This is a genomic window from Flavobacterium sp. GQ95 (assembly GCF_059758655.1).
The window spans coordinates 565,170-589,562 of sequence record NZ_JCAXEB010000002.1; the positions used below are offsets into that span (position 1 = coordinate 565,170).

A 24,393-nucleotide genomic window follows, 5' to 3' on the forward strand; every position below is an offset into this window, starting at 1 on the left:
GGGTACAAGATATAATTGGCGTCTGTAGCAAACGATGCTTTTTGAAAAACGAAATGAAAATTATTAAATCGACAGCAACAACATTTTAGAAATTAGAATAAAAAATGGAAATCATGGAAAAGAGAATATTAGGAACACAAGGATTAGAAGTTTCTGCATTAGGATTAGGTTGTATGGGATTAAGCTACGCTTATGGTACTGTGATTGAGAAGCAGCAAGCGATAAAAATAATTAGAGAAGCGTATGAACAGGGAATTACCTTTTTTGATACTGCTGAAGCATATGGAATTGACAATGAAGAATTGGTAGGAGAGGCTTTAAGCCCATTTAGAAAAGAAGTTGTTATTGCGACAAAATTTGGTTTTAAAGGAGGAAACGCTTTTAACGGACAAGATAGCAGACCAGAAAATATCAGGGCAGTTGCCGAGGAATCTTTAAGAAGATTAAAAACAGATGTAATTGATTTATTCTATCAACACAGAGTAGATCAAAATGTACCTATGGAAGATGTGGCAGGAACGGTTAAAGATCTTATACAGGAGGGAAAAGTAAAATACTTTGGACTTTCAGAAGCGGGTGTTGAATCTATTCGCAAAGCACATTCGGTTCAGCCCGTAACAGCTTTGCAAAGTGAATATTCAATTTGGTGGAGAGAACCTGAATTAGAAATTTTACCAACACTTGAAGAATTAGGAATTGGTTTTGTGCCTTTTAGTCCATTAGGAAGAGGTTTTTTAACGGGAGCAATTACTGAAAATACAAGTTTTGAAAGTACTGATTTCAGAAATAATTTACCTCGCTTTAGTGAAGGTAACAGAAAGGCAAATCAAAAATTAATTGATTTACTATCTGCAATTGCTACTCAAAAAAATGCCACTCCAGCACAAATTGCATTAGCCTGGCTTTTAGCGCAAAAACCATGGATAGCGCCAATTCCGGGAACAACAAAATCAAACCGATTAACAGAAAATATTGGAGGAGCATCAATTCATCTAACTGTAGATGATGTTAAAAAAATTGACGATGCTTTTTCTCAAACAATAATACAAGGAGATCGTTATCCTGCTCATCTTCAAAAAGCGGTAGGGAAATAAAAATGAATCCTGATTAACAAATAAGTTATTATAGTTATTGGTGCCTGATCTATTGATCAGGCAATTGCCAGAATAGTTGGAGCAGGAAAATATATTTTGCTGACTGATTTTTATAATGAAAATAGTGATGCAGCTGTAAAAAGTTCTATTTAATGCAGGTTTGAAGTGAGTATTACGAATCTTATTACATATAAAATTATATTATCGTACAATAAATGAACGTTGTTCAATAAAAATTTGTATGTTTGCAAAATAAATTTAAAATATGAGTACAGGGGAAAGAAAGGCACGTGAAAAAGAAGCTTTGAAAGCGCTGATTTTAAAAGGCGCTAAAAAGCTATTTCTTGAAAAAGGTATTGAACAAACTACTATTCGAAATATAGCTGATGAAATTGATTATAGTGTAGGTACTGTATATGTTTATTTTAAAGATAAAAATGCCATTTTGCATGACCTGCATTCTATTGGTTTTGAGGAATTAGGAGGGTATTTTAAAGACTTATTCGCATTAGAAGATCCTATGGAAAGAATCCGAAAAATGGGATTTATGTACATAAAATTTGCTTTGGAAAATCCAGAGATGTATGATTTGATGTTTAATGTAAAAGCACCGATGGAATTTTTAGAAAAATCTGAAAATGAAAATTGGGATGAAGGTGCAAATACATTTAATTATGTCAAAAAAACAATTGAGGAATGCATCAATAAAGGGCATTTTAAGGGACACAATGTAGAACCACTTTCATTTATGGTGTGGAGTTTAGTACACGGAATGTGCTGTCTGGAAATTCGTCAGAGAACCAAAGGAGTGAAATTTACAAATCCAGATACGATTTTGTTTGACGGGTATAATGAATATTTAAAAATAATAGAAAAGCTTTAACTTTTTTTTGATCAAAAAAATGAACAATGTTCAATTTAAAAACAATGTATAGTAAAATGAAAATAGTAGTGAATTTGGCAATAATCTGTTTTGGATATCTGGGATACTCACAAAGCAGGCTGGACAGTTACATACAAACTGGACTAAAAAATAACGAAATAATTAAGCAACATAACTTTGATATTAATAAAAGTATGTATGCTCTAAAAGAAGCAAGATCCTTGTTTTATCCAACGGTTTCCTTAAACGGAAGTTATACTAAGGCAGAAGGCGGAAGGACAATTGATATTCCGATAGGGGATATGCTGAATCCGGTGTACAATACCCTCAACCAAATTACAAATTCTAATGCCTTTCCAGCTTTAGAGAATCAGTCTGTCTTAATTAATCCGGATAATTTTTATGATGCTAAAATTCATACCACAATGCCACTGCTGAATTATGAAATTATCTATAACAAAAGAATTAAAAATCAGCAGACATCATTACAAAAAATAGAACTGGAAATTTATCAAAGGGAATTAGTCAAGGAAATAAAAATAGCCTACTACAAATACCTTCAGTCTGTTGAAGGCATTAAAATATATCAGGATGCTTTGGCATTGGTCAAGGAAAATCAAAGGGTTAATCAATCGTTATTTAAAAATGATAAAATAAACCGTACCGCTGTTTTAAGAAGTGATAATGAGGTAATACGAATACAGGCAAACTTAGAAACGGCAAAACAAACCAGTAATAATGCCAAATCGTATTTTAATTTTTTATTGAATGAAAAATTGGATACAGCAATAGAAACGGATCAAAGTGAAGCCTTGCCAATTGAAGCTCTTTCAGAAAACACCCAAAACAGAGAAGAACTCCAAAAACTTACTCAGGTAAAAGAAATAAACGATAATGTGAGTAAACTTACGCAGTCGTACTGGTTTCCTGAAGTGAACGGTTTTGCAGATTTTGGAATTCAGGATTTTGATTTTGAAGTAAACAAACAGTCGCGTTACTATTTTGCCGGATTGGGTTTAGAATGGAATATTTTTTCAGGAAACAAGAATAAATTCAAACTCAAACAAGTAGAAGAAGACAATAAAAAAATTAGTTCACAGATCGATAATGTAAAACAGCAGTTACTTCTTCAGTTTCAGGTTTCCAGGAATAATTTAAAATCAGCATTGGAACAATTCTACGCAGATAGAAACCAAAAAGAGTCATCCAAAAAATACAACGATGACATAACAAAATTATACAAAGAAGGACAGGCAATATACATAGAACTTCTGGATGCACAAAACCAATGGGTAAATGCGCAGCTTAATACCAATATTGCTCTTTATAATTCCTGGATTGCTTTTGCAGAATTAGAAAGAGCCAATGCAACTTTTACTTTTAACTAAATAGAAAAAATCATGAAATTAAAGATTAACGAACACCAAAAAAATAATTTTACACTTGTGAGTAAAACAATACTAATAAGTCTTTTTGTATTTCCTCTTTTTTATGCGTGTAAGGAAGAAAAAAAAGAGCATACACCATTTGAAACTGCTGATATTATTCCAATTAAAACAGCAACAGTTCAATCTTTGGCACTCATAAATAATATAAGTGCATCTGGTTTAATAACTACAGAAAATCAGGCCAATTATGGTTTTAAAATAGGCGGTGTTGTAAAGCGTATTTATGTAGAAGAAGGGCAGTTTTTCAAGAAAGGCCAGTTATTGGCGGCTTTAGATGAAACCGAAATTAATGCCGGTTTAAACCAAACAGATTTGAACGTAAAAAAATACGAACGCGATTACAACCGTGCCAATAATCTGTATAAAGATAGTGTATACACCTTAGAGCAACTTCAAAATACAAAAACAGGACTTGACATTGCTAAAAAGCAGAAAGATGCCGTTGCCTTTAATGCTCGTTATGCTAAAATTTATGCGGCTGCCGATGGGTTTGTAGCTGCTAAAATAGCTAACGAAGGTGAAGTAGTGGGAGCAGGATCTCCAATTTTGGCTATTAATGAAACCAGTCAAAATAATAATTATTTATTAAAAATTGGTTTAACAGACAAAGAATGGGCATCAACTAAAATAGGTCAGAAAGCAGTTGTTACCCTCGATGGTTATCCAGACGAACGTTTTGATGCTTCTGTTTTTAGAAAATCACAAGCTTCAGATGCTGCATTAGGCTCTTTTCAGGTAGAATTGAAACTGAATATGAAAAAGAGTAAACCAGCGGTGGGCATGTTTGGGAAAGCTGAAATTAAAGCTGAAACTGCCGAAGATTTTATTGTTATTCCATATAACTCGCTTATTGAAGCCGATGGAAATAAAGCCTTTGTGTTTATAGTGGAAAATAATAAAGTAAAACGTCAGGCTGTGACCATTAATAAATTTGAAAATAACAAAGTATTTATAAAAGATGGTCTTCAGAAAACCGATCAGATTGTGATATCTAACAGCGCTTATCTAAACGAACAATCAACAATCAAGATCATTAAATAATCGAAACATCATGAAGATTACAAACTTTGCCGTTAAAAATTATCAGTTTACACTGATCATATTTCTGCTAGTGTCGATAGTAGGATATCTTACCCTATTTTCGATGCCGCGCGCGGAAGACCCTTCGACTCATCCACCACAATATTTAATTACGGTTATTTACCCCGGAACGAGTCCAAAAGATATGGAGGAACAAGTAGTAAAACCTATCGAGAATAAAATTTACGGACTTGAAAACATAGATAAAATATTAACTACTGTAGAAGATGGTGTAGCTGCTTTTCAGGTAAAATTTAAATATGGAGTAGATGTTGATAATAAATATCAGGAGATTTCTACTGAAATGAATGCGCTTAAAAGTAGTGAACTCCCAAAAGACATTTATCAGATTAAAACAGAGAAAATCGCCTCTTCGGATGTGAAAATTCTTCAGGTTGCCTTAGTGTCAGAAAATGCTTCCGACAAAAAGATGCGTGACGAAGCAGATAAACTCAAGACAAAATTAGAGAAAATTACCAACCTTAAAGATGTAAAATATTCGGGAATTCCAGAGCAGGAAATTCGTATTGATCTGCAATTGGATAAATTGGCACAATTAAAAATTCCCTTAAATGTAGTAATGGGAAGTTTGCAAAGCGAGGCTGCTGATATTCCCGGAGGAAGTATTGATCTGGACAGCAAAGTCTTTAATGTAAAAACAAGCGGTAAATTTAAAAATGCCGAAGATGTCGCTAATACGGTTATATATAATGCAAACGGAAAAATTGTCTACATGAAAGATGTTGCTGAAGTTGGCTATAAATCTCAGATTGTAGATCATATTACCCGAGTAAACGGGCATCGATGTGTATTGGTGACTGCCGGAATGAAAGATAATGTAAACATTACCGATGTTCAGAAAGAATTTTCACCAATAATAGAAGAATTCTCAAAAGATCTGCCTCAAAATATCGAGCTGGTTAAAAACTTCGATCAGGCAAATATGGTATCGCAACGTTTAGGGCATTTAGGTTTTGATTTTGCACTTGCCATCGTTTTGGTAATCATTACTTTATTACCATTAGGATCAAGAGCATCTTTAATAGTGATGATTTCAATACCATTATCTTTGGCATTGGGGCTTATTACCATGAATGCATTTGGTTTTTCTTTAAATCAGTTAAGTATAGTGGGTTTAGTGGTTGCTTTGGGGCTTCTGGTTGATGATAGTATTGTCGTAATAGAAAACATCGAGCGATGGCTTAGGGAAGGACATTCTAAAATGGATGCTGTTTTAAAAGGAACAAAACAAATAGGACTTGCTGTTGTAGGATGTACAGCAACACTTGTGATTGCTTTTTTACCACTGGTTTTTCTTCCTGATGTTTCGGGTGAATTTATCAGAAGTCTGCCAATGGCAGTTATTACAAGTGTGTTGGCTTCTATGATTGTAGCCTTGACATTAGTTCCGTTTTTGGGAAGCCGATTTTTAAAAACACATGAGCATGCTGGTGGTAACATTTTTCTTCAGTATTTGCAAAAGTTCCTAACAAGATCTTATAGAGATATAATGCCTAAAGCATTAAAATATCCAAGAACAACTATTGCCATCTCTATAGTATTAAGCATTACTGCTTTTGGATTGTTTAAAGCCACTGGTTTTAAGTTATTTCCAACTTCAGAAAAACCAATGTTTTTAATTAATATAAAACTGCCTCTTCAGGCTAATATATCAGAGAGTGACAGGGTTACAAAAATTGTCGAAGCAGAGCTGAAAAACCATAAAGAAATTGTGTTTTATACCGCCAACGTTGGTAAAGGAAACCCACAGATTTACTACAATGTGCATCCGCAGGATAGAAAATCTGATTTTGCCCAGATTTTTGTTCAATTGGAAGATGAAGCGAAACCTTCGGATAAAACAGCTTTGATTGAAAAATTGAGAGATAAATTTAAAACAATGCCTTACGCTAAAGTAGAGGTAAAAGACTTTGAACAAGGAACGCCTTTGGAAGCTAATATTGTAGTGCGTTTATTTGGTGAAGACCAAAAAGTTTTACGACAACTTTCGTCTGAGGTGGAAAATATTTTACGAAATCAGAAAGGAACGGTTTATATCAATAATGAACTCAACACTTATAAAACGGATGTCAAAGTAAAAATTAATAAAGAAAAAGCAAGAACACTTGGTGTTTTAACAAGCGAAGCTGACAAAGTAATTCGCCTTGCTGTTGCCGGATTAATTGTTGGTGATTATATAGACGATCGTGGTGATGCAAGAAATGTAACACTTACTTTGCCAAGAAATAAATTTTCTAATCTTGATGCACTAAAAAAATTATATGTAAATAATATTCAGGGAACACCCGTAGCACTAAACCAGATTGCGACAATCTCTTTTGAAACTTCACCCACAGCGATTAACCATTTTAATAAATCACGTTTTTCAAAAGTAACGGCCTTGTCAGCAAAAGGATATTATGCTAATGACCTTTTGGTTGAAATCGTCCCTAAATTGGATCAATTAATAATGCCAAAAGGATATTATTACAAGCTTTCAGGAGAAAAAGAATCTGAAGGTGATGCGCTGGGTGGTAATTTTCTTGCTGTTATTATTTTGAGTACATTCCTTTTCATTGGTGTATTACTACTACAGTTTAAAACCTTCAAAGGCATTATAATTGTACTTTCCATTATTCCGTTAGGAATTTTAGGAGGTGTAGTATTATTGCTTATTAACGGAAGCCCTATGTCACTTGTGGCGATAATTGGCTTTATTGGTCTTTCGGGAATTCAGGTAAAAAATTCACTGCTTTTGGTAGATTTTACCAATCAATTGCGTCAGGAAGGACATTCAATTGATGAAGCAATTGCTATTGCAGGAGAAACCCGCTTTCTGCCCGTAGTACTAACTTCTATAACAGCAATCTGTGGACTTATTCCTCTTGCACTCAACTCAAATCCACTAATTGCACCATTGGCAATTGTATTAATCGGAGGTCTTATAAGTTCTACCATTCTTTCCAGAATTGTAACACCAGTCATGTATAAATTAATGCCTCCAAGCATCGAAAATGAGAATGTAAATTAAATACCTAACCGTTATCTTATATAAAAACAAATTAAGTTCATATTGTATTAGAATTGCAAACCTCCAAAAGTCATTGATTTTGGAGGTTTCTCGTTTTTGATGAGGTTTTTGCTATTTTTGTACATGTCTAAATTTAAGAATCCAGGCTAGGTAAACAAGAGCAGATCAGCAAGGAAGTTTTGATTTCAACAGTTATTAAAATAGAATTAGTATAAAAATAGAAATATGGATCAAAGGAATATTAGAAATAGAATTTATATTACCCCTCAACAACAAGAAATAATCAAAAGCACACCTATATTATTAGGCGGAGCAGGTATCGGAAGTGTAATTGCAGAGTGTTTACTACGATTGGGTTTTGAAACCCTTACCATAATTGATGGCGATGTTGTTGAATTATCCAATTTAAACAGACAAAACTATACTGAAAAAGATATCTCTAAACCTAAAGTAGAAGCGCTTAAAGAAAGATTGCTTTCTATTAATAGTGAAGCAAAAATTACGACTCATAATTGTTTTTTAACTCCGGAAAATGTTGAGGAATATATAAAAGATCATAAAATTGCGATCAACGCTTTGGACTTTACTTCAGATGTACCGCTTTTATTCGATTCTATATGTCAAAGTAGGAAGATCCCGGTACTGCATCCGTATAATTTAGGATGGGGCGCCTTGATATTGGTAATTTCAGAAGAAGAAAGATTAGATGCTCTAAAAAAATCAGATGAAAAATTTACCGAAATTAATGTTGTCAATTATGTTTTAGAATATATGCAATATTGGGAAAATCCCCAGGAATGGCTGGAAAAAGTCCTGGATGAATATATAAAAGAAGACAAAAATCTTTCTCCTCCGCAACTTTCTATTGCATCCTGGTTAGTTGCAGGTTTGTGTACTAATATTGCATTTGATATCGCGGTTAATAACCGTATAAAAGTATTTCCGGAATTTTATTTGACGAGTATCAAATAGACCATTTTGCAAGATCTACTTGCTTAGATTTCCGATTCTTAATAAAAATAATTTCTTTAAAAGCTGTATTCAAAATCAAATTTTGAATACAGCTTTTTTGTTATGCAGAAAAAATGAAAGAATGTACGCTGCCAAAAAAAAAAATGAGTTTTAAAAGAATCCCTTAAAAAGTATTTTTAAATCAGCTTATTACTGGTAGCAAAAGCAATCGCTTCTGAAATATTGGTCACTTCTAATTTGTCAAAAAGTTTTCGTCTATGAAATTTTACGGTATCGGGCGAAACAAATATTTCTTCGGCGATTTCATTTATAGCAAAACCTCGGGTTGAAAGCTGTAAAATTTCTTTTTCTCTTTTAGACAAAGTTATTTTTTTAAAGTTTTCCCATTGGTTAAGCGCGAGATTATAATTATGCACTATATTTTCTCCGTTTTTATGTATTTTAATATTACCCGCTTTGCGTTCAGATGATAATGAAATAATACATATTGCTTTCCATATTTTTCCTGTACTGGTTAAAAAAACAGGAGTAAGTTTTTGATTGATTAAAATCAATTTTCCTTCCTGGTTTTTTAAATGAAAATCATACGAGATTGTGTATAGAATTCGGTCTTCCATTGGTGTTTTATCGTAAAAATCAAATCCGATAGAATTAATTTTGAGCAATAACTCTAAATCGGATTGAGGAACATGTTTAAAATAAAAAGCATATCCCATTTCCAGAACTTGCTGGGGCGTATTACCACACAGAAATAAAGGATTATCCGAAACATATTCAAATCCCTGTTCCAGATAATTTATAACGTATAAACTGGTATATGTTGCTCTTGCAAATGCCTTTATTGGCTCTATATAATCAAATTTTCGTACTCTTTCTTCATCTGTCAAGCTGTAAATCGTATTCCTTGAATCAAAAAATGAATTCAAATCCTGGTCTTTCATCTGCTTAATTTTTATCAAATTTACCCATTTTTTTTTATGTATGAAAAAAATCACATCAATCTTGTATAATAATGATATATGTTGATTTTCAGATTCTTATAATTATTTTTTAGTTTAAAAAACAATCTAATATTTTTCTTCAGGGCTATTAAAATTCAAGTTTTTTTTAATCTGGCTTATTTCTCGTTATCCCTTTTTTTATTGCCAACAAAACAGTTCATGTCCTTTAGCGTAGTTTATTGTTTTTTAGTTAAATACTACTATTTAGTGTAGCAAAATAAAGCGATATGAAAATTAGATTTGTTACGAACCAAATGAAATAAACTCCATGACAATTACTCAAAATTACTTAGAAAGATTAGAATTAAATCAACTTACAGAATTAGCCAAATTTGTAGTAGAGGAAAACTTCAATCATCATTGTGAAAATGTAAGTGAGAAGGAAATCATTTCAGACACTCAGGAAGTGTATGATGAAGAATTAAATTATTTCAAAGATTCTGAAATTTTTGTAGCCAAAGATTTTTCGGGAAACATTCAGGGATCAATCAGGGTAATTAAATGGGATTATAAAACAAAATTACCACTTCAGAAAATTTTTAATATCGACCCCTTAAGTTACAAGTATTCACAAAAAGCCTCATCTGTCTGGCATATTGGTCGATTTGCTACCAAAAAAGATGTAAAGGATAAAACACTTTTTAGACGATTAATGGTGTGCGCGATTGCTCCCATATGTGAACAGAAAGATGGTGTTGCGTTTGCAGAGTGCGACAGCAAGCTTTTAAGAATAATGAACCTCCTTGGTATAAAAGCAGAAGTTATCGGAGCTTCTATAAATTATCTGGGTTCTGAGACCATACCAATAGCTATGAATTACGCCGGTCTAGAGGAGTTTTATTATAACAATAAATCATTGGTGACATCTCACTCTATTAACAAAATGTCCAATCAAACATTTCAAAACAAACAGTATCAGTATAGTATATGCTAATTCCTGTATGATAGTAAAACAGGCAATTTAAAAAAAAGAGAAAATGAGACTCAAAACGAGATTATTTTTAGAGTACAAAGCAGATAAACAACCTGATATAAGAATTATAGATGAATTCAATTCAATTCAGGGACGTCTGGAAATTTTTGACATCTACGAATCAAATAAAAATGGTAAGGAGTCGTGTGTCAATCAAATTACATGGCAGAAAGTGGCAAAATTAGATCAGGACTGGCTATTGAATCTGGAAAAGGGAATTTATAGTTCGATTAGTCAAAATGATATGAACCTTTATGAACTGTTTTATTATTTCTCATAGCTTTTCATAAAGCAATACTTATCTCAAAGAATTAATCAATTCTTTGAGATAAGTATAGACAACACGATTTTCAGCATAGATCAAAAAAAAAAAATTTAAGCATAAAAAAGATGATTTTAACAGAAGAACAAAAAAAAGGTCAGGATGTGTTTTTTAGAATAATTACAGAGGCATGGGAAAATGATGATTTTAAAAAGTCATTGATAAAAAACCCCGAAAAAACATTAGAGGTGTTTTTTGAAAGAAGCCTGCCAATAGGGAAAAAGATAAAGGTTACAGACCAGTCTGACCCAGAGTTTTTGTACATCAATATTCCTATAAAAATGCCATCTGAAGATCAGGAGCTAAACGAAAAAAAATTAGACAACTGTAGAGGTGGCAACTCAAACGGATCTGCTGTTACAGACTTTGATAATTTGTATGATTCGTTACGCGGTATCTATAAATAATATTTTAAGATAAAAACGCAGATCTTATCTATGTTCTGGATAAAGAAGAAATTGTTGAATCAGGTACTTATGAAGAATTAATGCAGCAGGACGGCTTATTTACACAACTGGCTAAATGCCAAATTTAGTAAAATCATGAACAATTTAATTACTTTAGAACCAGTTGATTGCGAGGTGTCGATTGGTTTGTCCTCTGAAATTAAAGCTTATCTTTTTAATAAGTTTATTTTAGATGATGTTTTTGCGGTTTCGAATAATGATGATACGGACATTCAATTCTGGGAAGATCTACTGAATGCTTCTGAAAAAAAAGACATTTTTACGCTATTAAAAGAATGCTATCCGCAATTGAATTTTTTAATCGAAAAAGAAATAGATAAAATTGAATTGTATAAAAATGTTGTTTTAAAAGGAAAAACAGATACTATTAAATTTGCTGCTTATCTAAAATTAGAAGATGCAAAAAGCATTAGTTTAGAACTTCACCAAAGTGTTGCAGGCAGAATTCCGGTATTAATAGTTCCTAATAAAGAAGATTTTGTAAAAATTCTGCAGTCTTTAATGCATAAAAATAATCCCGTATCCATTCCGCCATCAATAGGGGCGATGTTGTTAAATGGTCTTAATAACGGGAAAAGATTAAATAATATCAAAAAAAGATGGTTGCAAAATAATCCTTTGGGCGATTGGAATACTGAGTTTTCTGATAATATTATTCACAATAGATCTTTATACAAAGACGAATTCATTGTTTTAAGTACAAAGCCGTACAGTAACGTTACAGCATGCCAATTGGGACTGGCAGAAGATGTATGGACTTCTTATTCTGTTTCGATTCGAAAAGAACATGAGTTTACCCATTTATATATGCTAAAAAAATACGGGCACGCTACCAATAATCTGCATGATGAATTAATAGCTGATTATATAGGAATTATTAAAACAACCTGGAGTTATAATAAAGTCTGGATGCTGACCTTTATGGGATTAGAAAATTTTCCTCATTATAGAGAAGGCGGGCGACTGGAAAACTATGTAAAAGAAAGTAAGCTGTCTCAAGCTGACTTTATACAATTAACGATTATTGTAAAAAACGCTATAGAAAACATTGCCATTTTTGATAAAAATCTGGGTAAACTAAAATCAATTAAAGATCAAACGCGCAGAATCGATGCACTTTGTGAAATAGGATTGCTTGATTTGGCATCATCTAATGGAGCTGATTTATTGATTGAAATTTATTATGGAAACTTTTATCAGACACTATTTTAATATTTATAAGAAGAATTATTGGGTTAAGATGAAATAGAAAAAGCTCATTCCGCTAGAAATGAGCTTTTTTTGTATTCAAAAGGCATTAAACTTTACAAATGGAAATTGATCCATTTTTTTTAGGGTTTAATATTCCTGGCGCGTAGGTCTAAATAAAACTTCATTAATATCAACTTCCTCCGGCTGACTGATAGCAAATTCAACTACTCTTGCAAAAGAATCTGCAGGAATGGCTACAGCCTGATAGAATTGTTTGGTTGATTCATCCGGAACACCACTTGCGTTTGGTAATTCAGTATCTATAACTCCCGGAGAAATAATTGTGGTTCTAATATTGTAATCTTTGGCTTCCATTCTTAAACCTTCTGAAATTGCTCTTACAGCAGTTTTAGTAGCGGAATAAATTCCTGATCCTTTTCCAATTTTGTGCGCGGCAACCGAAGACACATTAATAATATGTCCTGATTTTTGCGCCTTAAAGTAGGGCAGTACCGCCGCAATACCATTTAAAACCCCGTTGATGTTCACATTAATAACCTGATTCCATGATAGGACATCACAATCCATCATTGGCGTAGAGGGCATAATTCCGGCATTATTAAGCAGTACATCTATTTTTCCGAATTTATTTACAGCTTCTTTCATTAAGGTTTGCATCTGTGCAAAATCTGTCACATCAGTCTGTATCGCAAGAGCTTTTTTTCCGTTTTTAGAAAACTCTTGTACAAGTGCATCAATACGCTCGAGACGTCTTGCTGCTAAGACAAGAATTGCTCCTTTTGCAGATAGTGCTTTTGCAGAAGCTTCACCTAATCCGCTGCTTGCGCCTGTAATTACGATTACTTTACCTTCGATATTATTCATTGTAAACCGTTTATTTGTTTAATAATAATTTAGACAATGCTTTACCAACACTCGCAGCAGATTGCGGGTTTTGCCCTGTAATTAAACGACCGTCTACAATAGTATTATCGCTCCAGTTTGGTGCTGGCTGATGAAATGCTCCATTAATTTTTAAGGCATCGGCTAATAAAAAAGGAACTACATGTGTAGATTGTACTTCTTCCTCTTCCTCGTTTGTAAATGCCGCTACTTTTTTTCCGCTAATTAAATACGAACCATCGGTTAATGTAGCATTTACAAGTGCTGCCGGTCCGTGGCATACCGCCGATACAATCTTTCCGTCTTCATATATTTCGCGAATCGCGTTTATAACGGCTGGTGTATCTGGAAAATCCCACATTGTTCCGTGCCCACCTGCAAAGAATATCGCATCGTATTGTTTTACATTTACCTCTTCTAATTTCAGGGTGTTTTCAATTTTATTTCTAAAATTGGTATCGGCCCAATATTTTGCAATAACAGGATCGTTGAAGTCTTCTAATCCGTCAAGCGGAGCTGTTCCTCCTTTTATAGAAGCAATATCTACTTGAATTCCATCATTTTCCAAAACCTCTAACGGATGTGTAACTTCGGCTAAATTAAATCCGGTTGGAAGCTTTGTTTCGCCTTTCTCGTTACAACTTGTAACTACAAATAATACTTTTTTCATGATTAAAATTGTTGGTTTAGTAGCGTGTATTCTATTTTTGTAAAATGTTTGTAAAGGGGTAATTGGGCTAGTAATTTTTCCACTTTGTCCTGATTGGTTTCATTAAAAACAAGAACAGCACCTCCCATAGCTTCTTTTATAAAAATGTGTGCTAAAACTCCTTCTTCTTTCCAAGTCGCCACAACAGCAAATTCCTGAGGTAAAATCTCTTCAATGTTTTCGACTTTACTTAAAACAGTGTTTACTAATATTCTATTCATTTTCTTTTTTTTATTTAGTTATAAAGCAAAATTATAGTGTATTACAGGTAATTTGTTAAGAATATTTATACCGATATTTATGAATTTCAAACCATTTTTGTTCTCAAATAGAAGTATTTCAAACTAGAATAGTTAATGTAGTATTAGAGATCAAAAAGGCTTTCTGCGTTTTTGTACCCAATTTTTTCTTTGTCTTCAATTGATATAGAGGCATTTTCAAGAAAGCCTCGTGTATTTTTATCTATCAAAAATGGATAATCACCAGAATAAAGAATATGGTCTGATCCAAGTTCTGAAATGGCAAATTGTAATTGTGCTTCAGAAAAAAGCCCGCTTGGGGTGATGTAAATGTTGCTTTTGTAATATTCAGAAATTTTTCGGTCTAATTTTAAAGTTTTACCAAGCTGATCATCTAAGCGATTTAAGTAAAACGGAACCATCTCTCCCCAATGGCCGGATATAAGCTTAAGTGCAGGGAGCTTGTCGAAGATGCCTGAAATAATTAGTCTTATAATTCCAATACCGGAATCTAAATGCCATCCATAACCTGCACCAGCAAACATTGCCCCCGCAATAGCTGGCCACTGATCGCTTTGATAATAGGAACTTGCAATATTTTCTGATATTGGGGCAGGATGCATGTAAAGAGGTATATTAAGCTCTTGTGCTTTATAAAAAACAGGTAGAAATTCAGGATGATCAAAAAAACGTCCATTATAAGTTCCTGAGAGCATAGCACCTTTCAGACCTAATACATTTACTGATCTTTCCAGTTCTTTGCTTGCTGCTATAGGGTCTGCCATGGGTAAGACTGCTAATCCGGAAAATCTTGTTGGGTGTATTTTGATTAGCTGTGCTAATTCATTGTTGGCCTGCTTACACAAATCTAAAGCTAAAATTTTATCTGTAATATTCTGCGGACTCCCTGGTCCATATGAAAGTATCTGCATGTCTGTGCCGCTGTCATCCATAAATTTAATTCGAAGTGCTGCTACATCTTCTATTACATCAGTATTAGGCAGGGCAATTGACATCAGTTCTTTTTGCACCTGGTTTGATGATGCGTTAAAAGTATTTTTTGAGGCATTAAACGCCATTACTTTTTGTGAAATTTCCTTAAGAGCAAAATGCTCTTCTGTAGTTATAATTTTAAAAGTTGAGTGAGACATTTGATTGGATTTAAATTGTTTTTAATTCAGTATTAAATATTAGTTTGTTTTGCGAAATGATTTTGGACTCAAACCAGTTGTTCTTTTAAAAACATTATCAAAATAAGAGGTATATTCAAAACCCAACGTGCAGGCTATTTCTGTAATGCTCCAATCCGTATGCAGCAATAAAATTTTAGCCTCTGTTACAATTCTTTCATTTATAATTTTTAAAATTGTTTTTCCGGTTTCTTTCTTTACCAAACGGTTTAGGTAATTGGGATGAATACTCAATTGGTGCGCAAAATCGGTAGTGGTTTTGAAGGGCAGAATACGATTTTTATCCTCTATGGGAAATTGTTCATTCAGCAGATTTAAGAATTTGGAAGAGATTCTTTCAGAGGCTTTTCTACTGTTGAAGTTTATAAGGTTGTTTTCGTCAATACTCAGCTTTAGTGCTTCATGAATTAATATGCTTATAAAATTACGAACCATATCTTTTCTTTTTATATACTGCCCGTTGCTTTCTTCCAGGATTCTTTCGAAAATAAACTGAATATTAGCTTTTTCTTTTTCTCCAATAATTTCATATACAGGAACTTTTTCTATGTTAAAAACAGAAAGCAGTTCTGTGTTATCTAAATATCCGGCGACCTTCAGGAAATTTTCAGTAAAAAGACAGCTGTAGCCATTTTGCTCTGATTCTGCCTCCCATGAATATGGAGTGTTTATATTGCCAAAAAACAGATGCATTCCACTAATGGTGATGCTTCTATCTCTAAAATGTACCGTACTTTTCCCATCGACTAAACATATCCGATAAAGATCTTTTCTGCCAAAAGAGGGAGTGTAAGTATCCAGATTTTCAATCTTAAATGCTTTAAAATCATTTGAATCCATTGGCTTGTTTCTTATTAGAATTACTTTCCAATCTTTTCAAAAATTAGTTGCATCATCTCGGGATCTAAGGCAGTCATGTCTACTAATTTTAATGATTTTACCATTTTTAAGGTTGTGGTTTTATAATGCTGAAAATGGGGTGTCTGCAAATGAGATTTATAGGCTTTTTGATTAGCGTATATCTCTATTATCCTAATCTGCGCAGGATTTTCTTTTTGCGACATAGGATAAATCGCAATGACTCCTGCTTCAAGTTTTACTGATTCTGACGATTCTTTTTCAAGTATGGTTTTGTATTCTTCTAAATATTCAGGAATAATTTCGATTTCAGAAATTCTCACCATCATATCAGGTTCAATAATTGGTGTAACAGGCTGATCAATAGCATTTCTTAATACATTGGCTTGTGTTTTGCCAGCTGTTTTTTCGATGATAGTTGTAAGCTCTAAAAGCTGCATATCTGTTATCCCGGTATTTTTACCCATAAAGAGATGCGCTTGCAGTTGTGGCTCAACTCCTGTCATTGCAGCTAGTGCCGAGATGGTAACAAACTCTCTTTGGCGGTAATTCAGCACATCACGATTGAAAATATCTGCAAACAAATGTTCTTTTAAAAAAGTATCTATTACAGGAGCAAAAGCGGCGGCACCCGTTTTTGGGCCAGTTTCTTCTTTATTCGTTAATTTTTGAAGATTCCCTTTTCCTGATTTGTATTTGTCAGTCACTGGTGTATCAGAAGCATCTTTACCTACAGCATCTTTTATGCCCTGAGATTTTCTTTCTTCAAGAATCGCCATTAACGTGTTGATAGCATTTAAGCTTCGGGGAAATCCGCAGTAGGCATAAAGCTGTACCAGAGCTTCTTTTATTTCATTTATGGTGAGTCCGGCGTCAAGACCAGTTTTTATGGCAGGTTTCAATTGTTCTAAATTTCCTGTGGCTGTAAGTGCAGCGATGGCAGCCATGCTTTGCTGATGTGTATTTAAGGTTTGATCTTTTTTATCGTTTTTTTGTGCAGTCATTGTATTGAAAATTAAGCAGAAAGTGAATATATATAGTGAGAGTCGAAGTTTCTTTTTTAGCATAGCTATGTTGATTTAAAAATTAAACAGTTTGAGAACTTTACTAAAGTTAATCATAGAATTATTAGCAATTCTCTACTTTTAACTATTACAAATTTCGGAATTGAAAAGGACATGATTTTATACAAAATACAGATGTATTTACCATTTTTACTGATTTTGAATACGGATTGTCAATTTCATGAGTGTGTTTGCTAAATTTGTATAAACATTTGGTTATGGAACGAATTGATAGAATTGAAACAGTTAAGCAATACAATGATTCAGTAGGAGCAGAGACTTTGCATCCTCTTGTTAGTGTTGTCAATTTTGATGAAATACCAACTTACCAGTATTTTAAAAGATATATGGGTGTTTATTGTGTTTTTTTGAAATATATAAAATGTGGCGATATGCGTTATGGATGCCAGTCTTATGATTATGAGGATGGTACATTGGTTTTTATTTCACCGGGTCAGATTTATGGAATTGATGGCAGGAACGAAATTATTAAGCCGTGGGGCAAAGCGTTGGTTTTTCATCCTGATTTGCTTGCAGGAACAAGTCTTGCTAAACAAATCAAGGACTATTCTTTTTTTTCTTATGAAGTAAATGAAGCATTGCATTTATCTAAAAAAGAAAGAAAAGCTATCAATGATTGTTTTGAAAAAATCCTGACTGAAATTGACCAAAATATTGACAAGCATAGTAAAACACTTATTGTTTCTAATATAGAGCTTTTATTAAATTATTGTATGCGCTATTATGACAGGCAGTTTATAACCAGAAATCATGTAAATAAAGATATACTGATTCGTTTTGAAAATCTGCTGAAGGATTATTTTACTTCGGGCAAGGCTAAGACTTTAGGGCTTCCTTCAGTAACCTATTGTGCTGAACAATTATTTCTCTCCGCTAATTATTTTGGAGACCTTATAAAAAAAGAAACCGGAAGCACAGCTTTAGATTATATTCAGTCAAAATTAATTGAAGAGGCGAAAGCAATATTATTTGATCACGAAAAATCGGTAAGCGATATTGCTTATGAATTAGGTTTTAAATATCAGCAGCATTTTACAAGATTATTTAAACAAAAGACAGGACTCACTCCGTTGCAATATCGCGTCAATGCATAGTTAAAAATATAGAATCTATTAAATAGCTATATATTAAAAACAACTTTGCCAATTGCACCCTCCTTTATAAAATTTTCATATGCCTCTTTATATTCTGTCAGGGAATAAGTTCTGCTTATGTGGATGTCCATGCCTTTTAAAACATCTTCTGCCAAAATATTTAAATCCTGACTATTGGATTTCATCATAATAAATTTGTATTTCTTTTTAGAAAACAGATTGTTAAAAAAGGAGTTTATAAATACAGGTACTGTTGGAAGAGCAGTAATATAAGTTGCTTTACGGTTCATTAACTTCTTAGCTTTTGAGAAGGGAAGTTTATTGGAAAGTTCAAGAATAACATCAAATTTTCGATTTATATCACTTACATTCTGTTTGTTATAGTCAATCGTGTGATCACTTCCCCATTTTTTTAAAAGATCTTGAGATTTTCCACTTGCTACAGCGGTCACAATTGCGCCCTTTCTTTTTGCAATTTGTATAGCAAACATTCCTACACCACCGGATGCTCCGTTTATTAAAACCTCCTGTCCCTTTAGAATGTTACTTTTTGTGAGCATTTGCAAAGCCGTTTGTCCGGCTGTTGGTATTGAAGATGCTTGCTCGAATGAAAGCTGTGTTGGTTTTAACGAAACCTGCTTTTCGTCAATCAATATATATTCTCCCAGTACACCTTCCTTAAAAGGATCAAGTAAACCAAATACTTCATCACCCTTTTTAAAATTGGAAGTATTGTGACCCACGCTTTCAATTACTCCTGAAAAGTCGCATCCGACAAATTTAGGAAATTTGGATCCTGACATTAACTTAACTTCTCCTGTAAAAATCTTCCAGTCTAATGGATTTAGAGAAACAGATTTTACGTTAATTAACAACTGCAGATTGTTTGGAATAGGCTTTTCAATTTCCTGGAGATGTAAAACTTCTACACCGCCGTATTTAGTATAAACTACTTTTTTCATGGATTAATTATTTCTTAAAGATTTGTTTTATAGATCACACGAAGAAAAGTGCAGTAACTTCAAAATAGAAGCTAAAGTGCAGGCTCTAACGGTGATGTTTTATAAGGCAAATGTATAAGAAGATAAATTGCAAGTTGTTGACTTGGATCAACAAAATCAGATTTGCGTAATTCTTTTGCGAATTCGGCTAAGTGTCTCTTTTCGGATACCAAGAAAGCTAGCGATGTATTTCTGCGGGACACGCAATATCAATGAAGGCCGCTGCTTAAGAATTTCAAGATACAGATCCTCAGGTGAAGTCATCTTATTTCGGCTGGTTTCTTCCCGTATCTTAGCATTGTCGGAAAAGTTTTTTAAAATAGTATAATGCTGAAGCCATGGAGTATGCTCCATTGCATTGCACATGTCATCGCCTGTTATACAAAGCAGAATACTATCCTCAAGAGCCTGAAGATTCATATTGGTTGGAGTATGATTAATCATACTTTCTACTTCACCAACCCACATGCTTTCGTCATAGAACTGAACAATTTGTTCACTTCCTTGATCATCAGTTAAATACTGTCGAAAGCAACCTTTAAGTATAAATGAACTATATTTAGGGACTATACCAGCCTGGTAATGGTGTTCTCCTTTTTTTAAAAACACTGGTTTAAACAGACTTAAAAAACGCTCAAAATCGTCTTTAGAAACAGGTATGTAAGAGCATATATGTTCATGAAGAATCTCAGAATTTATGGTATGTAATTTCATCTCTATGCTTATTTAAGTGTTTAGATTCTAGGTCGTGTTGGAGTTTGATACTGAAAGTGAGAACTGCAGAACAAAAATACGGATTTAACTTTCTTTAAATGAAAAGGGATTTTTGTTTATAGTTTTTCTTAAAAATCCGGTTAGCTCCTCTGCCAGTAAAAGTCATAATAAAAAGTACCACTTTATATATTTGAACCCAACGCTGTAAACCTTGCAAATACTGAAATGAAAGTTTTTGAAGAACTCTTATGTGATGATTTTACCATAAAACTTAAAGTATTAATTTTGTCCTATTTTTTCATATTTTGGCAGCTTTTAAATACGTTTTTTTTTATTTTTAGGCTGATTTGCTTTATTTTTTTGTATCTTAAAAATTATAATCAATAAAGAAAAAAGATGGCAAAATTACGAATTTCATTAATCAACATTCACGGACTTTTGAAAGGTTCAGGGCTTGAGATTGGTCGGGATGCAGATAATGGAGGACAGACTAAATATGTTTTTGAACTTGCTGAATTTTTATCTCAGCATGATGCAGTAGAACACGTTGATTTATTTACAAGACTAATTGATGATCCCAATCTTTCTCCAGAATATGCAGTGCCGGTTGAAGCTGTCAATGAAAAATTAGATATAAGAAGAATCCCTTTTTTAGGCAGGAAATACAAACCTAAAGAACAATTATGGGAAGGTTTGGACACTTTTGTAACAGGAGTAGTGCAGCACATTAAGTTTTATGATATATTCCCCAATTGGATTCACTCTCACTACGGTGATGCAGGATATGTGGCCAGTGAATTATCGACAATTTTAAATATTCCGTTTGCCCATACCGGACATTCCCTGGGGTTTCATAAAAAGAAAAAACTGCTGGAAAGCGGTATTACGGAAGAAGAACTGGAGAAGAAATTTAAGTTTACAGCCAGAATTGCCGCTGAAGAAAAAACACTTGAATTATCAGAATTTATTGTTACTTCGACAGAGCAGGAAATAGAAACTTATAAACCATATAAAAACTTTGGATTAGGAAAATACCATGCTATTTCGCCTGGTATTGACACCCGAAAATTTGTTCCTTACTATCATCTTGAACAGGACCCGGTGAAACAGATGGAAGAGGAACAAAGGAAATACTGGGTAGCCGAAACCATTTCTAAATTTTTAACCAATCCGCATAAGCCTTTTATATTGGCGCTTTCGAGGCCTGATCGTCATAAAAATCTGCATACGCTTATCGATGTTTACGGTAAAGACAAGGAGCTTCAAAGCATGGCTAATCTGGTTATTTTTGCAGGAATCCGAAAAGACATTACAAGAATGCCGGAATCTGAAAAAGAGGTACTGACAGATTTGCTTTTATCTATGGATAAGTATGATTTGTACGGAAAAATGGCTATTCCCAAAAAGCACGACGTAGAAAATGAGGTTTCGATTATTTATCGTTACGCAGCCGAGAAAAGAGGTGTTTTTGTAAATTTGACCTTACATGAAAATTTCGGTTTAACCGTGATAGAATCTGCCAGTTCCGGTTTACCGGTTGTGGTAACCAAAAATGGGGGGCCATCAGAAATTATTCCCACCTGCCAGAACGGAATTTTAGTAGATCCTCTGGATGTAAATGAAATCAAGAAGGCTTTACGAACGATATTAACCGATGAAAATCAATGGAAATATTATTCGAATAACGGCGCTATCAATATTCAAAAACATTACAGCTGGTTAAGTCATGTCAATCAGTATGTCGATCTGATTAATGAGAATTTGTCGCTTTCTTCCGGAGCGGGTATCAAAAACCAGCATTATCCAAACATTAATATTTCGCGATTAAAAAGAAAAGTCGAAAATTTATTGGTTTCAGATATTGACGGAACATTAATAGAACCTAAACTAAACAATCCGGGATTAAAAGAGTTAAAAGCACATTTAGTCAATCGTACTGAAAAAATGGCCTTTGCCATGGCGTCAGGAAGAAACCTGAGACTGGTAAAAAAGGTTATTGAAGAAGAGCAGTTTCCTGTACCTGATTTTATTATTTGCTCGGTCGGGACCGAAATTTATTATACAAACGGCATAGATTATATTTTAGACAAAGGATGGTCTGTATTTTTGTCAGGACGATGGAAAAGAGAGGATGTAGAAAGCCGTTTAAAAGCTATTCCGTGGATAAGACTGCAGGAAGACGAAGCTCAAAATCCGTTTAAAATCTCTTATTATTATGATCAGGAAAAATATAATTATGACGAATTGGTTGCCGTTTTAGGCAAAGGATGGTATAAGATCAATATTATTCCGAGTCACGGACAATTTCTGGATTTTATTCCCAAAAGGGCTTCAAAAGGAAATGCAATTAAATTTTTATGCCGCAAATGGTCAATTCCATTATCCAATGTAATTGCAGCGGGCGATTCAGGTAATGATATTGATATGTTCAGAGGTGCCATTAAGGGAATTATTGTAGGAAACCGAAGCGTAGAATTAAATCATTATCAAACGGGTAAAAGTATTTTTGTGGCAAAAAGTGCCGCTTCTTTGGGTATTTTAGAAGGATTAAAACATTATAAAATAATTAAATAATATGTATTCAGGATCAGGTTTTAGCAGTTGGGAAATAGGCGATGTTGATGTTTTTATTGATGAAAACGGCGTGCATCATTTATTTCATTTAATTATTCCCAATCACGATTATATTGCACATGCAGTCTCACGGGACGGTCTTTCCTGGAAAAGAGTAAAAAATGCTTTGTTTGTAGGAGACCCCGGCGAATGGGATGATGATATGTTATGGACCATGCATGTTAGTAAGAACTCCGACGGAGAAGGGTACGAGATGTATTATACCGGCCTCAAACGCAGGGATAAAGGAATAATGCAAAAAGTAGGAAGGGCGGTTTCGCCAGACCTGATTCATTGGACAAAAGAAAATGAGTACGGGCTTCCCTTAAAAAGTCAGGCGCCTTATTATGAAAGTTCTGCCAATAATCCCCGTGAATGGATTAGTTTCAGGGATCCGTACAAATACCATTTTGAAGGAGAAGATTATTTATTGATTTGTGCCCGAAGCGCCATTGGTCCCATTTATAGAAGAGGCTGTATTGGCGTTGCCAAAAGAGGTGAAAATGGTTTTGTACTTCAAAAACCTTTGCACGTGCCTTACGTATATGACGATGTTGAATGTCCTTGCGTGGTCGAAATAAAAGGAATGCATTATTTGCTGGGTTCCATTCGGGAGGATATCAAAGTGAGATATTGGTTTTCTCCTGATTTTAAGGGCGAATACCACGCTTTTCATAATAATGTTTTAATGCCCCAGGGAAATTATGCTGCAAGAATAGTAAAAGAGGGTGATTATTACCTGATTTACAATTTTTATTTTGTGGGCAGAAATGTTAATACACATCGTGTTATTCCGCCTCCAAAACAGCTTGATGTCGATAGCAGCGGCAGGCTTTTGTTAAAGACCTATCATCGTTGGGAAAGTATTTATCAGCGCACTATTCTTCAGAAAGATTTACCAATTCCGTTACCTATTTTATGTAATCCTTCGGCAAATTTTGTTTTGGAGCATGAAAATAAATGGCGCTTTGGATGCAGAAGCGGTTATGAAGTTTTTTGTTTTGAAAAGCCTTCTAATGATTTTGTCTGGGAAGGAACGCTGGCGGTTGAAGGAATGGGAAAAACAGGATTTGTAATTGAATGCGATGAGGAAGGAACGGCTTATTATATATCAATTGATTTTGTAAATGGATATGTTCAATTCAGGGCATGGGGATTTAATGAAAAAGATGTGAAGAACAATTTTATTTTTGAAAATATTCAGGCCAATCAATTTGAAATTGTAGACACTAAAGAGATTTATTTTAAAATAATTCGTCATGGCAATTATTATGAACTTTCTATCAACGAAGTAGTAAAATTAACCTTATTGGATTTCAAATACAGTGATGGAAAAATTGGAGTATATGTGTGTTCTGCCATTGTATCTTTACGAGACTCAAAAATTCACGTAATTCCGGAACCCGAAAATGAATATGCAACAGCAGATCCGGATAAGGCATTTGAAGAGTACCTCAAAAAAACGCACTAAAGGAATAAGAATTGTATATTTTATGCTGATAGTTTAATAATGATTATTTTTGGA

22 protein-coding genes are annotated in these 24,393 nt (G+C 33.7%); 13 read left to right on the forward strand and 9 right to left on the reverse strand.

Annotated elements, in window-relative coordinates; genetic code table 11:
- Nucleotides 1-113 precede the first annotated feature (113 nt).
- The 6 genes from AC6CH4_RS07020 (at nucleotide 114) to AC6CH4_RS07045 (ending at nucleotide 8,508) form a co-directional block, all read left to right on the forward strand.
- On the forward strand, nucleotides 114-1,094 hold the full coding sequence (locus AC6CH4_RS07020) for an aldo/keto reductase (RefSeq protein WP_498101482.1): 981 nt from the start codon (nucleotides 114-116) through the stop codon (nucleotides 1,092-1,094).
- Nucleotides 1,095-1,359: 265 nt separating this feature from the next.
- On the forward strand, nucleotides 1,360-1,977 hold the full coding sequence (locus AC6CH4_RS07025) for a TetR/AcrR family transcriptional regulator (RefSeq protein WP_498101484.1): 618 nt from the start codon (nucleotides 1,360-1,362) through the stop codon (nucleotides 1,975-1,977).
- 26 nt (nucleotides 1,978-2,003) lie between these two features.
- Nucleotides 2,004-3,365 (forward strand): TolC family protein, encoded by a 1,362-nt coding sequence (locus tag AC6CH4_RS07030; protein WP_498101486.1) that lies wholly within the window; start codon nucleotides 2,004-2,006, stop codon nucleotides 3,363-3,365.
- 12 nt (nucleotides 3,366-3,377) lie between these two features.
- Nucleotides 3,378-4,466: an efflux RND transporter periplasmic adaptor subunit gene (locus tag AC6CH4_RS07035; RefSeq protein WP_498101488.1), complete on the forward strand. Its 1,089-nt coding sequence runs from the start codon at nucleotides 3,378-3,380 to the stop codon at nucleotides 4,464-4,466.
- A 10-nt stretch (nucleotides 4,467-4,476) separates the two neighbouring features.
- Nucleotides 4,477-7,536: an efflux RND transporter permease subunit gene (locus AC6CH4_RS07040; protein ID WP_498101490.1), complete on the forward strand. Its 3,060-nt coding sequence runs from the start codon at nucleotides 4,477-4,479 to the stop codon at nucleotides 7,534-7,536.
- Between the two features lie 225 nt (nucleotides 7,537-7,761).
- Nucleotides 7,762-8,508 (forward strand): ThiF family adenylyltransferase, encoded by a 747-nt coding sequence (locus AC6CH4_RS07045; RefSeq protein ID WP_498101492.1) that lies wholly within the window; start codon nucleotides 7,762-7,764, stop codon nucleotides 8,506-8,508.
- A gap of 176 nt (nucleotides 8,509-8,684) precedes the next feature.
- Here AC6CH4_RS07045 and AC6CH4_RS07050 read toward each other — a convergent pair whose 3' ends face one another.
- Nucleotides 8,685-9,449, reverse strand: a complete 765-nt coding sequence (locus AC6CH4_RS07050; protein WP_498101494.1) for a response regulator transcription factor — start codon at nucleotides 9,447-9,449, stop codon at nucleotides 8,685-8,687.
- A 328-nt stretch (nucleotides 9,450-9,777) separates the two neighbouring features.
- Here AC6CH4_RS07050 and AC6CH4_RS07055 point away from each other — a divergent pair, with 328 nt between their 5' ends.
- The 4 genes from AC6CH4_RS07055 to AC6CH4_RS07070 all read left to right on the forward strand — a co-directional run bounded on the left by AC6CH4_RS07055 (nucleotide 9,778) and on the right by AC6CH4_RS07070 (nucleotide 12,483).
- Nucleotides 9,778-10,443 carry a hypothetical protein gene (locus AC6CH4_RS07055; RefSeq protein WP_498101496.1) on the forward strand — a complete coding sequence of 222 codons (666 nt, stop codon included), beginning with the start codon at nucleotides 9,778-9,780 and terminating at the stop codon, nucleotides 10,441-10,443.
- A 43-nt stretch (nucleotides 10,444-10,486) separates the two neighbouring features.
- Complete coding sequence (locus tag AC6CH4_RS07060) at nucleotides 10,487-10,762, forward strand: hypothetical protein (RefSeq protein WP_498101498.1); 276 nt, start codon at nucleotides 10,487-10,489, stop codon at nucleotides 10,760-10,762.
- A gap of 110 nt (nucleotides 10,763-10,872) precedes the next feature.
- Nucleotides 10,873-11,211: a hypothetical protein gene (locus AC6CH4_RS07065; RefSeq protein ID WP_498101500.1), complete on the forward strand. Its 339-nt coding sequence runs from the start codon at nucleotides 10,873-10,875 to the stop codon at nucleotides 11,209-11,211.
- A gap of 135 nt (nucleotides 11,212-11,346) precedes the next feature.
- Nucleotides 11,347-12,483, forward strand: coding sequence for a DUF7005 family protein (locus AC6CH4_RS07070; RefSeq protein ID WP_498101502.1), 1,137 nt, complete (start codon nucleotides 11,347-11,349; stop codon nucleotides 12,481-12,483).
- Between the two features lie 126 nt (nucleotides 12,484-12,609).
- Here the strand turns inward: AC6CH4_RS07070 and AC6CH4_RS07075 are convergent, their stop codons facing one another.
- From AC6CH4_RS07075 to AC6CH4_RS07100, 6 genes are all read right to left on the reverse strand, one after another.
- Entirely contained in the window at nucleotides 12,610-13,347 is a 738-nt protein-coding gene (locus tag AC6CH4_RS07075) for an SDR family oxidoreductase (protein ID WP_498101504.1), read from the reverse strand.
- Between the two features lie 10 nt (nucleotides 13,348-13,357).
- On the reverse strand, nucleotides 13,358-14,035 hold the full coding sequence (locus AC6CH4_RS07080) for a type 1 glutamine amidotransferase domain-containing protein (RefSeq protein ID WP_498101506.1): 678 nt from the start codon (nucleotides 14,033-14,035) through the stop codon (nucleotides 13,358-13,360).
- 2 nt (nucleotides 14,036-14,037) lie between these two features.
- Complete coding sequence (locus AC6CH4_RS07085) at nucleotides 14,038-14,295, reverse strand: hypothetical protein (protein WP_498101508.1); 258 nt, start codon at nucleotides 14,293-14,295, stop codon at nucleotides 14,038-14,040.
- A gap of 143 nt (nucleotides 14,296-14,438) precedes the next feature.
- Complete coding sequence (locus AC6CH4_RS07090) at nucleotides 14,439-15,464, reverse strand: amidohydrolase family protein (RefSeq protein WP_498101510.1); 1,026 nt, start codon at nucleotides 15,462-15,464, stop codon at nucleotides 14,439-14,441.
- A 39-nt stretch (nucleotides 15,465-15,503) separates the two neighbouring features.
- Nucleotides 15,504-16,343, reverse strand: a complete 840-nt coding sequence (locus tag AC6CH4_RS07095; protein WP_498101512.1) for a helix-turn-helix domain-containing protein — start codon at nucleotides 16,341-16,343, stop codon at nucleotides 15,504-15,506.
- A 20-nt stretch (nucleotides 16,344-16,363) separates the two neighbouring features.
- Complete coding sequence (locus tag AC6CH4_RS07100; protein ID WP_498101514.1) at nucleotides 16,364-17,365, reverse strand: carboxymuconolactone decarboxylase family protein; 1,002 nt, start codon at nucleotides 17,363-17,365, stop codon at nucleotides 16,364-16,366.
- 278 nt (nucleotides 17,366-17,643) lie between these two features.
- Here AC6CH4_RS07100 and AC6CH4_RS07105 point away from each other — a divergent pair, with 278 nt between their 5' ends.
- Nucleotides 17,644-18,540 (forward strand): helix-turn-helix domain-containing protein, encoded by an 897-nt coding sequence (locus AC6CH4_RS07105; protein ID WP_498101516.1) that lies wholly within the window; start codon nucleotides 17,644-17,646, stop codon nucleotides 18,538-18,540.
- A gap of 26 nt (nucleotides 18,541-18,566) precedes the next feature.
- On the opposite strand, the gene AC6CH4_RS07110 is transcribed toward AC6CH4_RS07105, so the two are convergent.
- Both AC6CH4_RS07110 and AC6CH4_RS07115 read right to left on the reverse strand, forming a co-directional pair.
- The gene (locus AC6CH4_RS07110) at nucleotides 18,567-19,502 is read right to left on the reverse strand and encodes an NAD(P)-dependent alcohol dehydrogenase (protein WP_498101518.1); all 936 of its coding nucleotides are present in this window, start codon (nucleotides 19,500-19,502) and stop codon (nucleotides 18,567-18,569) included.
- Nucleotides 19,503-19,658: 156 nt separating this feature from the next.
- The gene (locus AC6CH4_RS07115; protein ID WP_498101520.1) at nucleotides 19,659-20,255 is read right to left on the reverse strand and encodes a Crp/Fnr family transcriptional regulator; all 597 of its coding nucleotides are present in this window, start codon (nucleotides 20,253-20,255) and stop codon (nucleotides 19,659-19,661) included.
- A gap of 396 nt (nucleotides 20,256-20,651) precedes the next feature.
- Between AC6CH4_RS07115 and AC6CH4_RS07120 the strand changes: the two genes are divergently transcribed.
- Nucleotides 20,652-22,829, forward strand: a complete 2,178-nt coding sequence (locus AC6CH4_RS07120; protein WP_498101522.1) for an HAD-IIB family hydrolase — start codon at nucleotides 20,652-20,654, stop codon at nucleotides 22,827-22,829.
- A 1-nt stretch (nucleotide 22,830) separates the two neighbouring features.
- The gene (locus tag AC6CH4_RS07125) at nucleotides 22,831-24,339 is read left to right on the forward strand and encodes a glycoside hydrolase family protein (protein WP_498101524.1); all 1,509 of its coding nucleotides are present in this window, start codon (nucleotides 22,831-22,833) and stop codon (nucleotides 24,337-24,339) included.
- The last annotated feature ends 54 nt before the right edge of the window (nucleotides 24,340-24,393 follow it).

Bases quoted from the DNA above. Each gene is read 5' to 3' on its own strand.
- AC6CH4_RS07120 (WP_498101522.1), top strand. From the start codon at position 20,652: ATGGCAAAATTACGAATTTCATTAATCAACATTCACGGACTTTTGAAA.
- AC6CH4_RS07085 (WP_498101508.1), bottom strand. From the start codon at position 14,295: ATGAATAGAATATTAGTAAACACTGTTTTAAGTAAAGTCGAAAACATT.
- AC6CH4_RS07045 (WP_498101492.1), top strand. From the start codon at position 7,762: ATGGATCAAAGGAATATTAGAAATAGAATTTATATTACCCCTCAACAA.
- AC6CH4_RS07100 (WP_498101514.1), bottom strand. From the start codon at position 17,365: ATGACTGCACAAAAAAACGATAAAAAAGATCAAACCTTAAATACACAT.
- AC6CH4_RS07080 (WP_498101506.1), bottom strand. From the start codon at position 14,035: ATGAAAAAAGTATTATTTGTAGTTACAAGTTGTAACGAGAAAGGCGAA.
- AC6CH4_RS07075 (WP_498101504.1), bottom strand. From the start codon at position 13,347: ATGAATAATATCGAAGGTAAAGTAATCGTAATTACAGGCGCAAGCAGC.
- AC6CH4_RS07110 (WP_498101518.1), bottom strand. From the start codon at position 19,502: ATGAAAAAAGTAGTTTATACTAAATACGGCGGTGTAGAAGTTTTACAT.
- AC6CH4_RS07090 (WP_498101510.1), bottom strand. From the start codon at position 15,464: ATGTCTCACTCAACTTTTAAAATTATAACTACAGAAGAGCATTTTGCT.
- AC6CH4_RS07125 (WP_498101524.1), top strand. From the start codon at position 22,831: ATGTATTCAGGATCAGGTTTTAGCAGTTGGGAAATAGGCGATGTTGAT.
- AC6CH4_RS07030 (WP_498101486.1), top strand. From the start codon at position 2,004: ATGTTCAATTTAAAAACAATGTATAGTAAAATGAAAATAGTAGTGAAT.
- AC6CH4_RS07040 (WP_498101490.1), top strand. From the start codon at position 4,477: ATGAAGATTACAAACTTTGCCGTTAAAAATTATCAGTTTACACTGATC.
- AC6CH4_RS07065 (WP_498101500.1), top strand. From the start codon at position 10,873: ATGATTTTAACAGAAGAACAAAAAAAAGGTCAGGATGTGTTTTTTAGA.
- AC6CH4_RS07020 (WP_498101482.1), top strand. From the start codon at position 114: ATGGAAAAGAGAATATTAGGAACACAAGGATTAGAAGTTTCTGCATTA.
- AC6CH4_RS07035 (WP_498101488.1), top strand. From the start codon at position 3,378: ATGAAATTAAAGATTAACGAACACCAAAAAAATAATTTTACACTTGTG.
- AC6CH4_RS07050 (WP_498101494.1), bottom strand. From the start codon at position 9,449: ATGAAAGACCAGGATTTGAATTCATTTTTTGATTCAAGGAATACGATT.
- AC6CH4_RS07105 (WP_498101516.1), top strand. From the start codon at position 17,644: ATGGAACGAATTGATAGAATTGAAACAGTTAAGCAATACAATGATTCA.
- AC6CH4_RS07070 (WP_498101502.1), top strand. From the start codon at position 11,347: ATGAACAATTTAATTACTTTAGAACCAGTTGATTGCGAGGTGTCGATT.
- AC6CH4_RS07060 (WP_498101498.1), top strand. From the start codon at position 10,487: ATGAGACTCAAAACGAGATTATTTTTAGAGTACAAAGCAGATAAACAA.
- AC6CH4_RS07025 (WP_498101484.1), top strand. From the start codon at position 1,360: ATGAGTACAGGGGAAAGAAAGGCACGTGAAAAAGAAGCTTTGAAAGCG.
- AC6CH4_RS07115 (WP_498101520.1), bottom strand. From the start codon at position 20,255: ATGAAATTACATACCATAAATTCTGAGATTCTTCATGAACATATATGC.
- AC6CH4_RS07055 (WP_498101496.1), top strand. From the start codon at position 9,778: ATGACAATTACTCAAAATTACTTAGAAAGATTAGAATTAAATCAACTT.
- AC6CH4_RS07095 (WP_498101512.1), bottom strand. From the start codon at position 16,343: ATGGATTCAAATGATTTTAAAGCATTTAAGATTGAAAATCTGGATACT.